The sequence below is a fragment of the Phocaeicola sp. RTP21359st1_B8_RTP21360_211022 genome (genome assembly GCF_040911965.1).
Lineage (GTDB): Bacteria > Bacteroidota > Bacteroidia > Bacteroidales > Bacteroidaceae > Phocaeicola > Phocaeicola vulgatus.
Genome location: NZ_JBDFXP010000056.1, coordinates 14,940 through 28,020, shown reverse-complemented (window position 1 = coordinate 28,020; position 13,081 = coordinate 14,940). Strand labels below are relative to the sequence as shown.

10 protein-coding genes are annotated in these 13,081 nt (G+C 44.2%); 9 read left to right on the top strand and 1 reads right to left on the bottom strand.

From position 1 onward, the window contains the following. Positions 1 to 401: 401 nt before the first annotated feature. The 6 genes from mnmG to deoC all read left to right on the top strand — a co-directional run bounded on the left by mnmG (position 402) and on the right by deoC (position 6,791). Positions 402 to 2,273, top strand: a complete 1,872-nt coding sequence (mnmG, locus tag AB5062_RS20095; RefSeq protein WP_005843914.1) for a tRNA uridine-5-carboxymethylaminomethyl(34) synthesis enzyme MnmG — start codon at positions 402 to 404, stop codon at positions 2,271 to 2,273. 59 nt (positions 2,274 to 2,332) lie between these two features. Further along, on the top strand, positions 2,333 to 2,857 hold the full coding sequence (locus tag AB5062_RS20090) for an adenine phosphoribosyltransferase (protein WP_005843916.1): 525 nt from the start codon (positions 2,333 to 2,335) through the stop codon (positions 2,855 to 2,857). 229 nt (positions 2,858 to 3,086) lie between these two features. Further along, entirely contained in the window at positions 3,087 to 4,907 is a 1,821-nt protein-coding gene (gene uvrC, locus AB5062_RS20085) for an excinuclease ABC subunit UvrC (protein ID WP_011965089.1), read from the top strand. Positions 4,908 to 5,064: 157 nt separating this feature from the next. Further along, on the top strand, positions 5,065 to 5,517 hold the full coding sequence (gene dtd / locus AB5062_RS20080) for a D-aminoacyl-tRNA deacylase (protein ID WP_005843922.1): 453 nt from the start codon (positions 5,065 to 5,067) through the stop codon (positions 5,515 to 5,517). Beyond that, entirely contained in the window at positions 5,517 to 5,837 is a 321-nt protein-coding gene (locus AB5062_RS20075; protein WP_008666433.1) for a nucleotide pyrophosphohydrolase, read from the top strand. Before dtd ends, AB5062_RS20075 begins: the two co-directional genes overlap by 1 nt. Before the next feature lie 6 nt (positions 5,838 to 5,843). Further along, positions 5,844 to 6,791 carry a deoxyribose-phosphate aldolase gene (deoC, locus tag AB5062_RS20070; RefSeq protein ID WP_368326947.1) on the top strand — a complete coding sequence of 316 codons (948 nt, stop codon included), beginning with the start codon at positions 5,844 to 5,846 and terminating at the stop codon, positions 6,789 to 6,791. Positions 6,792 to 6,981: 190 nt separating this feature from the next. On the opposite strand, the gene AB5062_RS20065 is transcribed toward deoC, so the two are convergent. Beyond that, a complete protein-coding gene (locus AB5062_RS20065) occupies positions 6,982 to 7,956 on the bottom strand; it encodes a polyprenyl synthetase family protein (protein WP_005843928.1) in 975 nt (324 codons plus the stop codon). Positions 7,957 to 8,047: 91 nt separating this feature from the next. On the opposite strand from AB5062_RS20065, the gene polA reads away from it, so the two are divergent. The 3 genes from polA (at position 8,048) to ychF (ending at position 12,964) form a co-directional block, all read left to right on the top strand. Further along, positions 8,048 to 10,963 (top strand): DNA polymerase I, encoded by a 2,916-nt coding sequence (polA, locus tag AB5062_RS20060; protein ID WP_368326946.1) that lies wholly within the window; start codon positions 8,048 to 8,050, stop codon positions 10,961 to 10,963. Between the two features lie 309 nt (positions 10,964 to 11,272). Beyond that, on the top strand, positions 11,273 to 11,659 hold the full coding sequence (locus AB5062_RS20055) for a DUF3836 domain-containing protein (protein WP_005849881.1): 387 nt from the start codon (positions 11,273 to 11,275) through the stop codon (positions 11,657 to 11,659). Positions 11,660 to 11,860: 201 nt separating this feature from the next. Continuing rightward, entirely contained in the window at positions 11,861 to 12,964 is a 1,104-nt protein-coding gene (gene ychF, locus AB5062_RS20050; RefSeq protein ID WP_008666439.1) for a redox-regulated ATPase YchF, read from the top strand. Positions 12,965 to 13,081: the final 117 nt, after the last annotated feature.

Genomic DNA, 13,081 nt, shown 5'->3' with positions numbered 1-13,081 from the left:
TCGTTTTCATACTTTTTTGATCGTTACAAAGTTAATATCAAGCGAGTTGTCCTCAGGTATGAAAAACTGTGCAAATTGCTGAAATAGAATCTGTTGTGCCGTTTCTTGTTCCTGTTATATCAGTAACGATATGGGAACTGAAGTCTTTCGCAGCTTTTAGCGGACCTCCTTTTTCAGCTTATGCAGTATTATGAGTTAAACACCTAACTGCTTAATAGACTGCATTTTTGCTGTATTATCATCAACCTTGCTTTTTCTTGCTGCGTTTACTTTAAGAATAGCGTTTGTATGATGTGGCGGCAGAAACAGATTTCTGCCGCCACACATTCTTTTTAACCGTATTATCACCGCTTTACAGAGTAAAATTCGTAATTTTGCAATCGGTAAAAAGAAATAAATCAATGGATTTTAAGTACGACGTTATTGTAATAGGCGCCGGACACGCAGGCTGTGAAGCAGCCGCGGCCGCAGCCAACATGGGTTCGAAGACCTGCCTGATTACCATGGATATGAACAAAATCGGGCAAATGAGTTGTAACCCTGCCGTAGGTGGCATCGCCAAGGGACAAATCGTAAGAGAGATAGACGCATTAGGTGGCTACATGGGACTGGTTACAGACCGTACAGCCATACAGTTCCGTATGCTCAACCGCTCCAAAGGTCCCGCTATGTGGAGCCCCCGCGCCCAATGTGACCGCGGCAAGTTTATCTGGGCATGGCGCGAGATTCTGGAGAATACTCCCAATCTGCACATTTGGCAAGATACCGTAGAAGAACTAATCGTGGAAAACGGCGAAGCGACTGGAGTCATGACTTGCTGGGGAGTGACTTTCCATGCTAAATGTATCGTGCTCACCGCAGGAACCTTCCTGAACGGACTGATGCACATCGGGCATAAACAACTGGCAGGAGGACGCATGGCCGAACCTGCCTCCTACCATCTGACCGAATCAATCACCCGCCACGGAATCACCGCCGGACGCATGAAGACCGGTACGCCTGTCCGCATAGACGGGCGCAGCGTACACTACGACCTGATGGAAACACAGGACGGAGAAAACGACTTCCATCGCTTTTCGTTCATGAGCGAACCGCGCAAACTGAAACAACTGCAATGCTGGACCTGCTTTACCAACGAAGAGGTACACGAGATACTACGGAAAGGTCTGCCCGACTCTCCCCTTTTCAACGGACAAATCCAAAGCATCGGACCGCGTTATTGTCCCAGTATAGAAACCAAAATCGTAACCTTCCCCGACAAGCCGCAACATCAGCTTTTCCTGGAACCCGAAGGAGAAACCACACAGGAACTTTACCTGAACGGGTTCTCTTCTTCACTGCCCATGGACATACAGTTGGCGGCATTAAAGAAAGTACCCGCATTTAAGGACTTGGTAGTCTATCGTCCGGGATACGCCATCGAATATGATTACTTCGACCCCACCCAACTGAAACATACGTTGGAATCGAAAATAATCAAGAACCTGTTCCTTGCCGGACAAGTAAACGGAACTACCGGTTACGAAGAAGCAGGCGGACAGGGAATCATTGCCGGCATCAACGCACACATCAATTGCCACGGTGGCGAACCGTTCACACTGGGACGGGACGAGGCCTACATCGGTGTCTTGATTGACGATCTGGTTACAAAAGGTGTGGACGAACCTTATCGTATGTTCACCTCCCGTGCCGAATACCGCATCCTGCTCCGACAAGACGATGCAGATATGCGCCTTACCGAACGCGCCTACAAGCTGGGACTGGTAAAACAAGACCGTTACGAACATCTTTGCAGCAAACGGGAAGCCGTGAACCAAATCATCGACTTTGCCAAAACCTTCTCCATCAAAGCCGCATTAATCAATGATGCTTTGGAAAGTTTGGGTACTGCCCGTCTGACACACGGCTGCAAACTAATCGACCTGCTGAACCGTCCACAGATTACCATCGAAAATATAGCCGGCCACATTCCGGCTTTCAAAGCCATGCTGGACCAAATTACCGACCGTAAAGAAGAAGTGATTGAAGCTGCCGAAGTGCTGATCAAATACCAAGGATACATTGACCGCGAACGAATGATCGCCGACAAGATACATCGTCTGGAAGCCATCCGCATCAAAGGCAAGTTCGATTACAACTCATTGAATTCGCTCTCTACCGAAGCCCGGCAGAAACTGATGAAGATAGATCCCGAAACTTTGGCCCAAGCCAGCCGCATACCGGGTATCTCTCCTAGCGACATCAATGTCTTACTAGTCCTGCTGGGACGGTGAAACAAGGTATGTTTCACGTGAAACAAGTAATTTAATAGACAAACAATAAAATACTGGTTATGAGCAAAGAAACGCTTAAAGCAAACTTAAGAGAAATTCCAGATTTCCCCATTCCGGGAATTCTGTTTTACGATGTGACAACCCTGTTCAAAAACCCCGAATGCTTGCAGGAAATACTAGATACTCTATACGAGATGTACAAGGACAAAGGCATCACCAAAGTAGTAGGTATTGAATCGCGTGGCTTCATTATGGGTGGTGCGCTGGCGGCACGGTTAGGTGCCGGATTCGTGATGGCACGCAAGCCGGGCAAACTTCCCGCAGAAGTAGTAGAGGAAACATACGCAAAAGAGTATGGAACCGACACCATTCAGATACATAAAGACGCCATCGATGAGAACGACGTGGTTCTGCTGCACGATGATTTATTGGCTACCGGCGGAACCATGGCGGCCACTCATCGCTTGGTACAAAGATGTGGCGCCAAAAAGATTTTCATCAATTTCATTATCGAACTGGGAGGTCTGAACGGCAGAAAGGCATTCCCCGAAGATATCACGGTGGATACACTGCTTACTTTATAGTGTCACACAACATGTCCGTCAAAACGGGCCCCATCATCGTTCACAATAAAAAGAGATCTATGGAATGAGATGGACGATGAAACCGAAAGATATATATCTTCAGGCTGTAAGATATATAATGTTACAGCTTGAAGATATATAATGTTACAACCGAAAGATATAGGATGTTGCGGTTGCAACATCAACTCAAGAAACAGTTCTGCCAACCGGCAATATTCAATAAGCATGTATGGAAAAAGAAGAGATTACAACCAATGATTATCTGAAAGGAATTGTACTAAACCTGCCCGACAGCCCCGGCATTTACCAATACTTGAACTCCGAAGGAACCATTATCTACGTTGGAAAGGCAAAAAACCTGAAGCGCAGAGTCTCTTCTTATTTTAATAGAGAACACCCCAACGGCAAGACACGATTGCTGGTCAGCAAAATTGCAGATATCCGTTATATCGTGGTAAAAACAGAAGAAGACGCCCTTTTACTCGAAAACAACCTGATAAAGAAATACAAGCCACGTTACAATGTATTGCTGAAAGATGACAAGACTTACCCCTCTATTTGTGTAAGCAACGAATATTTCCCACGTATCTTCAAAACCCGGCAAGTCATCCGCAACGGGTCCTCTTATTATGGTCCGTACAGTCACATGCCCTCCATGCTTGCCGTGATGGACTTGATCAAAAAGCTCTACCCCATCCGTACCTGCAAACTCAATCTAAGTCCCGAAAACATTCGCGCCGGCAAGTTCAACGTATGTCTGGAATATCACATAAAGAACTGCAAAGGGCCCTGCATCGGGCAGCAGTCACACGAGGAATACATGAAGAATATCGGTGAAATCAAAAATATTCTGAAAGGAGATACCCAGATTGTAAGTGACCTGCTGATGGAAGAGATGCAAGCGCTTGCTGCCGAAATGAAATTTGAGGAAGCACAGAAAATAAAAGAGAAATATGACTTGATAGAAAACTATCGTTCCAAGAGCGAAGTCGTTAATTCCATCATTCATAATGTGGATGTGTTCTCCATTGAAATGGAAGAAAATTCAGCCTATATCAACTATCTGCATATCACAAACGGATGCATCAACCAAGCCTTCACCTTCGAATACAAGAAACGTCTGAACGAAACGAAAGAAGAACTTCTACAATTGGGCATTATTGAGATGCGTGAACGATATAAGAGCACTTCCCGCGAAATCATCGTACCTTTTGAACTGGATATGGAGATGAACAATGTATCCTTTACCGTTCCCCAACGAGGAGAAAAGAAGCATTTGCTGGATCTTTCCGTAATGAACGTGAAACAGTATAAAGTGGACCGCTTGAAACAGGCGGAAAAGTTGAATCCTGAACAAAGAAGCGTCCGTCTGATGAAAGAAATCCAGGAGCAGCTGCACATGAAAAAACTACCGAACCACATCGAATGTTTCGATAATTCCAATATTCAAGGCTCGGACGCGGTGGCCGCCTGCGTCGTTTTCAAAAAGGCGAAACCAAGCAAGAAGGAGTACCGGAAATACATCATCAAGACTGTGACCGGACCCGACGATTACGCCTCGATGAAAGAGGTGGTACGCCGCCGGTATAGCCGTGCCATAGAGGAAGGTTCCCCCCTGCCCGACCTCATCATTACCGACGGTGGAAAGGGGCAAATGGAAGTGGTGAGAGAAGTGATAGAGGACGAACTTCATCTGGATATCCCCATAGCCGGACTGGCCAAAGACCGCAAGCACCGTACCTCGGAATTGTTATACGGATTCCCTCCGCTGACCATCGGTGTGAAGCAAAGCACTCCCTTGTTCCATCTGTTGGAAAACATACAGAACGAGGTACACCGCTTCGCCATCACCTTCCACCGGGACAAACGAAGCAAGAGTCAGGTGGCGTCCGCCTTGGACAATATCAAGGGAATAGGCGAAAAAAGAAAGACCGCCCTGCTGAAAACATTCAAAAGCGTCAGCCGCATCAGGCAAGCCTCACTGGAAGAGATTGCGGCCGTGGTAGGTGAAGCAGCCGCTAAAAATATCAAAGAAAATCTCACAGAATAAAAGGGATTTCCTACCTTTGCATACATCTACTACAGGGACATGCTCTGCCTCGTATCAGTCCAGGCAAGAAGCCGGCAACATATTGTCCATTGTAGAAGCGGAGACATTACCGATAAACAACTAGAATTTTTCTAACAAGAAATTAAAGAATATAAATATGAGAGTAGTTATTCAACGAGTAAGCCACGCCTCTGTTACCATAGAAGGCGTATGCAAATCGGCGATAAAAGAAGGATTCATGATATTGGTTGGCATTGAAGAAGCTGATACACAAGAAGATGCCGACTGGTTATGCAAAAAAATAATAGGACTGAGAGTCTTTGACGATGAAAATGGAGTCATGAATAAATCTATCCTAGAGGTAGGAGGCAACATATTGGTGATCAGCCAATTCACACTACACGCATCTACAAAAAAAGGCAACCGTCCCTCCTATATCCGTGCTGCAAAGCACGATGTAGCCATCCCCCTCTACAATTATTTCTGCCAAGAACTGAGCATCGGTCTGGGCAAAGAAGTAGGAACCGGAGAATTCGGAGCAGACATGAAAGTTGAACTTCTGAACAACGGTCCTGTTACTATATGTATGGACACCAAAAACAAGGAATAATGACACTGGAAGAAGCACAAAAAGAAGTGGACCGCTGGATTAAAACGTATGGTGTACGTTACTTCAGCGAACTGACCAATATGGCCGTTCTGACCGAGGAAGTAGGCGAACTGGCACGTGTGATGGCACGCAAATACGGAGATCAGTCTTTCAAGCAAGGAGAGAAAGACAACCTTGCCGATGAAATGGCAGATGTACTGTGGGTCCTTATCTGTCTGGCCAACCAGACCGGAGTAAACCTGACCGAAGCCTTCCGTCAAAACTTGGAGAAGAAAACAAATAGAGATAAAGACAGACATAAAAACAATCCCAAATTATAAAGAATTATGGAACATAATCACGAATTCGAAGGTGGACATGAACATCGTCATGACCACGATCATGGACCTGAGCACAGCAAGTACGAAGAAGCACTTGCCAAGTATAACATCCGTTTGCACGATGAGGATGTAAAAGCGAAAACTGCCCTACTCATCGAAAAACATGTAGCAGAAAACAATACACCGGACGTAAAGAAATTCCTGTTCCATTGCATTGACCTAACCACTTTAAAGTGTACTGATTCAGATGAAAGTGTAATGAAATTCACCGGAAAAGTAAATGAATTTGTTGACAAGTACCCCGATCTGGACAATGTAGCCGCAATCTGTGTATATCCTAATATGGCAGAAGTAGTCAACGACACCTTGGAAGCAGATCATGTAAACATAGCCTGTGTATCGGGCGGTTTCCCCTCCTCGCAAACCTTTACCGAAGTAAAGGTAGCCGAAACAGCCATGGCTCTCCATACCGGAGCCGATGAGATAGATATCGTTATCCCGGTAGGCAAGTTCCTGAGTGGGGATTACGAAGGAATGTGTGATGAAATAGAAGAATTAAAAGCTGTATGTGGTGAGCATCACCTGAAAGTGATCTTGGAAACCGGAGCACTGGGAAGCGCATCCAACATCAAAAAAGCGTCCATTCTATCGATGTATTCCGGAGCCGATTTCATCAAGACCTCTACCGGAAAGGAAAACCCCGCCGCTACTCCTGAAGCTGCCTTGGTGATGTGCGAGGCTATCAAAGAATACTATATGACAACAGGCCGCAAAGTAGGATTCAAACCCGCCGGAGGAATTAATACCGTACACGATGCTTTGGTTTACTATACCATTGTAAAAGAAGTGTTAGGTGAAGAATGGCTGACAAACGAGTTATTCCGCTTAGGAACAAGCCGCCTGACCAATCTGCTTCTCTCAGAAATTGTAGGTCAAGAAACCAAGTTCTTCTAAACAAAGAACTGTTTCACTATTTAAATAACAACCACATTTAAAGTGACCGGAATGAGCTTTATCTATTCCGGTTATTTTAAAGGTAAACCTTCTACCAAAGAAAGGCGTACCTCAAAAAGTTCGGGCGTGATCCTTATTGTATAAAGGACTACGCCCGAACTTTTTGAAGTACATATCTTCAACAATCGTACTATTTATCTCTTTCAATCACATAATCAATATAAGCAGTCAAAGCATCTTTTACAGCTTGACCGGCTGATTGTGGAAGTAAAGCCAACGCTTTATTACGATAATCCACCATTGCCTGCCTGGCATACTCTATCCCTCCCTTCACCTTAGTATATTCGATGAAACGGGCAATATCTTCATCCGAAGCGTCTAATGCCCGGATACGTAGCGCCAGTTTCCGCATCTCCTCATCATCAAACATATTCAACACATACAAAGCCGGCAATGTCAGCTTCCCTTCACGCATATCGTTCCCGGTAGGTTTACCTATCTCATCAGAAGAATAATAGTCGAAAATATCATCCTTTATCTGGAAAGCAATACCAATCATTTCGCCAAACAGACGAGCATTTTTCACCATTTCATCGGATGCATGCACCGAAATAGCCCCCGCTTCCGCACTGGCAGTAAACAATGCAGCCGTCTTTTTACGAATGACATCATAATACACTTCTTCCGAGAACTCAGAAGCATTAATATTCGCCAATTGAATAATCTCGCCTTCAGATAAGTTCTGTCCCAAACAAGCCACCAAATCTACAATTGTAATCTCGCGGGTCATGGCAGAATGCTTCAGGCTGGTTGCCAGCATATAGTCGCCTACCAGAACCGACACCTTATTATTATAGATAGCATTTACCGAAGACTGCCCACGGCGCTTGTCACTCTCATCCACCACATCATCGTGCACCAGGCTGGCCGTATGGAGCAACTCCAATGAAAGAGCCGCATGAAGCGTAGAATCATTGATTTCACCGAATAATTTAGCAATCAACAACGCCAATATGGGACGCATCATCTTGCCATTTCTCTGCTTAATATAGGATAACACCTCACTAAGTAAAGAATTGGAACTTTGGAGCGAAGAGTCAAACAACCTTCTAAATTCCTCAAACTCCTTGTCAATAGGCAATTTGATTTGCTGTAATTTGTCCATGCAGGTTAATTTGTGCACAAAAGTAGTAATAAAAGACGGAATACGGTATTTTTTTGTACTTTTACAATGAAAAAACTAAAGATTTTTAAGAATGGACAAACTTTTTCTATTAGATGCTTATGCATTAATATACCGTGCGTATTACGCTTTCATCAAAAGCCCGCGTATTAACTCCAAGGGTTTCAACACTTCAGCCGTACTGGGATTTGTCAATACACTGGAAGAGGTCTTGAAGAAAGAAAATCCTACGCACATCGGTGTGGCATTTGATCCCGCCGGTCCCACCTTCCGGCACGAAGCCTATGAACAGTATAAGGCACAACGTGAAGAAACACCCGAAGTAATCCGTTTGTCCGTACCCATTATAAAGGATATTATACGGGCCTACCGTATTCCTATTCTGGAAGTACCGGGATACGAGGCCGATGACGTGATCGGTACACTGGCCACCGAAGCCGGCAAACGGGGGATCACTACTTATATGATGACACCGGACAAAGACTATGGCCAACTGGTGGGCGGAAATGTCTTCATGTACCGTCCCAAGCATACAGGCGGTTTTGAAGTGATGGGAATAGAAGAGGTAAAGGCAAAGTTCGATATCCAGTCACCCGCACAAGTCATTGATATGCTGGGACTGATGGGCGATAGTTCCGACAACATTCCCGGTTGTCCGGGCGTGGGCGAGAAAACAGCACAAAAGTTAATCGCGCAATATGGCAGCATCGAGAACCTCCTCTCCCACTCTGCCGAACTGAAAGGAGCCTTGAAGACCAAAGTGGAAACTAACCGGAAAATGATTGAGTTCTCCAAGTTTCTGGCAACTATCAAGATTGATGTCCCCATCGCTTTGAACATGGACGAACTGAAAAGAGAAGAACCGAATGAAGAGGAACTACGGAAGATTTTTGAAGAGATGGAGTTCCGTACCCTCATCGACCGCGTTTTCAACCGAGACAAGAAATCCGCCTTCGCCGGAACATACACCGATGCGACCGGAAACGACCCGCAAGGACGAAACCGTACACCGGGAGGAAGCGCCCGGCAGGGAAATACGCCGAACGGTTCGGGACAACTCTCCCTTTTCGGCGAACCAGCTTCGAACGGTGAATCACCCGCTTCCCCGTCTTCTCCTCAAGGCAATCTCTTTGCAGAATTTACCGACGGAGGGACGGAAAGTGAGAAATATTCGAATCTAGCATGTTTAGATAATTTAAAATACGACTATCAACTCGTTGATACAGAAGAGAAAAGAACTGAATTATTACAAGACTTACTTACAAAAGAAATTTTCAGTCTAGACACAGAAACAACAGGAACCGATCCCATCACCGCAGAACTCGTGGGAATGAGCTTCAGCTATGCCGAAAATCAAGCATTTTATGTTCCTGTACCTGCCGATCGGGCTGAAGCGCAAAAAATAGTTAATGAGTTCCGGCCGGCTTTCGAAAAAGAAGGAGTATTGAAAGTAGGGCAAAATATAAAATACGATATGCTGGTACTGGGCAACTACGGAACCGAAGTGCGCGGTCCCCTGTTCGATACCATGGTGGCACATTATGTACTACAACCGGAATTGCGTCACAACATGGACTACCTTGCCGAAATCTACCTGCATTATCAGACTATCCACATCGAAGAACTGATTGGTCCTAAAGGCAAAGGTCAAAAGAATATGCGCGACCTCTCCCCCGAAGCTATCTATAAGTACGCATGCGAGGATGCTGATGTCACACTGAAATTGAAAAACATCTTGGAACAGGAATTGAAAACCAACGATGCGGAAAAACTCTTCTACGAAATAGAAATGCCCCTGGTACCCGTACTTGCTTATATGGAACGCAACGGTGTACGTGTAGACACTGAAGCCTTAAAACAGACCTCGGAACATTTCACCGCCCGCATGAACCAAATAGAAGAAGAAGTGCACCAACTGGCAGGTACGGATTTCAACATAGCTTCACCCAAACAGGTAGGTGAAGTGCTTTTTGACAAACTGCGCATCGTGGAGAAGGCCAAGAAAACCAAAACCGGACAATATGTCACCAGTGAAGAAGTATTGGAAAGTCTGCGAGGAAAACACGAAATAGTAGGCAAGATATTGGAACACCGCGGTCTGAAGAAGCTTCTCGGTACTTATATTGATGCTCTGCCCCTATTGATTAATAAAGAAACAGGTAAAATTCATACTTCGTTCAATCAAACGGTCACTGCTACCGGCCGGCTCAGTTCCAGCAACCCGAACCTTCAGAACATCCCTATCCGCAACGAAGACGGCAAGGAAATCCGTAAGGCTTTCATCCCCGATGATGGCTGCGAATTTTTCTCCGCCGACTATTCACAGATTGAGCTACGCATTATGGCACACCTTAGCGGAGATGCCAATATGATAGAGGCTTTCAAGGAAGGAGATGACATTCATGCCGCCACCGCAGCAAAAGTATATAAGATAAGTATAGACAAAGTTACCCGCGAACAACGCAGTAAAGCAAAAACAGCTAATTTCGGTATCATCTACGGCATCAGCGTATTCGGACTGGCAGAACGTATGAATGTAGACCGCAAAGAGGCAAAAGAACTAATAGACGGCTACTTCGAAACTTATCCCCAAATAAAGGAATATATGGACAAAAGCATTGACCTTGCCCGCGGACAAGGATATATTGAAACCATATTCGGCCGTAAACGATATCTTCCGGATATCAATTCCAGAAATTCGGTTGTGCGCGGATATGCCGAACGGAATGCCATCAATGCTCCTATCCAGGGAAGTGCAGCCGATATTATCAAGGTAGCTATGGTACGCATATACCAGCGCTTTCAATCTGAAAGTATAAAGTCCAAAATGATACTTCAGGTACATGATGAGTTAAATTTCAGCGTTCTACCCGAAGAAAAGGAAAAAGTACAGAAGATTGTGATTGAAGAGATGGAAAATGCCTACCGTATGCAAGTACCTTTACGCGCAGACTGCGGTTGGGGAAGCAACTGGCTTGAAGCGCATTAAAGCATACATAAACCAACTATTAGCAAGATAGATAGTACTATATGTAAAGTATTTATATCATAAAAGCTCAATGGTATTTTCCAATCCATTGAGCTTTTCATTTACCATCCCAAACATAAATGGAAAACACAAAGACAAGACAATTATAACAAATATCCCTTATGCAATTCTTAATATTTGTTTAATCAGTGACATTTTGCAAAAATATCATCATTTTCTAGTAGAAATGTTAGGAGATTCAATTTTATTTCGTACATTTGCACCGCTTTTAAAAACAATATGAAAGTAACAATCTAATATATCAATATCATGAAGAAGATCAATTTTTTGAAAGGAATGCTCGTTGTAGCAATTTTATTTATTGCTAACCTTACAGTTTTTGCAGGAAATCCGGGTGACAACCTGATTTACAATGCAGAAGAAGTAAATGGAGTAGTTGTTTCGGAAACGATTTTTAAAATGGAAGGCACCATGCTTACTAATTATATGAAACACAATTACAAGTATGACGCCAACAACCAACGTACTGAGGACGAGGCGCAAAAATGGAACAGTAACAAAAACCGCTGGGAAAATAACCTCTGCATTCGTTATACTTATGGCAATAAAAGTATGACTACTGAATATTACAAATGGAACTCTAAAAAGAAAGAATATATATTAGTACCCGAAATGACCGTAACTATGGACAAATAAATCTATTCTAACAATCTAACACTTTTCATAAAAACTCGACGAAAGGGCAGCCGTGACGGTTGCCCTTTCTGTTTCGTAACAAGCCTCCCCCTTTTCGCATATAAAAAAGCCAAATCTGACTTCAATATGAAGTCTGATACAAAAAGAATGGTTATCTTTGCAAACAAATAGATAGATAATAATCAAAAAAACAAATAGATAATGGCTTTACAATGTGGTATTGTCGGTCTTCCAAACGTAGGAAAGTCGACACTTTTTAATTGTTTATCGAATGCAAAGGCTCAAGCAGCCAACTTTCCTTTCTGTACCATCGAACCGAATGTAGGTGTCATCACCGTTCCTGATGAACGCCTGACCAAACTTGCCGAACTGGTTCATCCGGGACGTATCGTTCCCACTACTGTAGAAATTGTTGACATTGCAGGACTTGTAAAAGGGGCTAGCAAAGGTGAAGGGCTGGGAAACAAGTTTCTGGCAAATATCCGTGAAACAGATGCTATCCTGCACGTACTCCGTTGTTTTGACGATGAAAATGTAACTCATGTAGACGGTAGTGTAGATCCGGTACGTGACAAAGAAATCATTGACACCGAACTCCAGCTGAAAGATTTGGAAACCATTGAAAGCCGTATTCAAAAAGTACAAAAACAGGCACAGACGGGCGGTGACAAACAAGCAAAACAAATGTACGACATCCTTGTTAAATATAAAGACGCATTGGAACAAGGCAAATCTGCGCGTACCGTACAATTTGACAGCAAAGACGAACAAAAAATCGCAAAAGAACTGTTCTTGCTGACCAGCAAACCAGTGATGTACGTATGCAACGTGGACGAAGCAAGTGCTGCTACCGGCAATAAATATGTAGAACAAGTACGCGAAGCCGTAAAAGAAGAAAATGCAGAAATTCTGGTCGTAGCCGCCAAAACCGAAGCCGATATCGCAGAACTTGAAACCTATGAAGACCGCCAGATGTTCCTTCAGGAAGTCGGTCTGAAAGAATCAGGTGTAAACCGTCTGATCAAATCGGCTTATCACCTGCTGGAACTGGAAACCTTCATCACCGCCGGAGAAATGGAAGTAAAAGCCTGGACCTATCGTAAAGGATGGAAAGCCCCCCAATGTGCAGGAGTCATCCACACCGATTTCGAGAAAGGATTTATCCGTGCCGAGGTAATCAAGTACGAAGACTACATTAAATATGGTTCGGAAGCCGCCGTGAAAGAGGCTGGAAAAATGGGCGTGGAAGGTAAAGAATACATAGTACAGGACGGTGACATCATGCACTTCCGTTTCAATGTATAAGGTAAATCAAAACGCAAAAGACTTGTCATGCCATGCAATGCATGAAAGAACATCAGGAAACCAGCAAAACTGATGGCAGACCGATAAGTCAGTGTTTTGTTTCCTAAAACAAAATAC

Coding starts and splice junctions, on each gene's coding strand:
- AB5062_RS20090 (WP_005843916.1), top strand. CDS start 2,333: ATGAGCAAAGAAACGCTTAAAGCAAACTTAAGAGAAATTCCAGATTTC.
- uvrC (WP_011965089.1), top strand. CDS start 3,087: ATGGAAAAAGAAGAGATTACAACCAATGATTATCTGAAAGGAATTGTA.
- ychF (WP_008666439.1), top strand. CDS start 11,861: ATGGCTTTACAATGTGGTATTGTCGGTCTTCCAAACGTAGGAAAGTCG.
- deoC (WP_368326947.1), top strand. CDS start 5,844: ATGGAACATAATCACGAATTCGAAGGTGGACATGAACATCGTCATGAC.
- mnmG (WP_005843914.1), top strand. CDS start 402: ATGGATTTTAAGTACGACGTTATTGTAATAGGCGCCGGACACGCAGGC.
- polA (WP_368326946.1), top strand. CDS start 8,048: ATGGACAAACTTTTTCTATTAGATGCTTATGCATTAATATACCGTGCG.
- AB5062_RS20065 (WP_005843928.1), bottom strand. CDS start 7,956: ATGGACAAATTACAGCAAATCAAATTGCCTATTGACAAGGAGTTTGAG.
- AB5062_RS20055 (WP_005849881.1), top strand. CDS start 11,273: ATGAAGAAGATCAATTTTTTGAAAGGAATGCTCGTTGTAGCAATTTTA.
- dtd (WP_005843922.1), top strand. CDS start 5,065: ATGAGAGTAGTTATTCAACGAGTAAGCCACGCCTCTGTTACCATAGAA.
- AB5062_RS20075 (WP_008666433.1), top strand. CDS start 5,517: ATGACACTGGAAGAAGCACAAAAAGAAGTGGACCGCTGGATTAAAACG.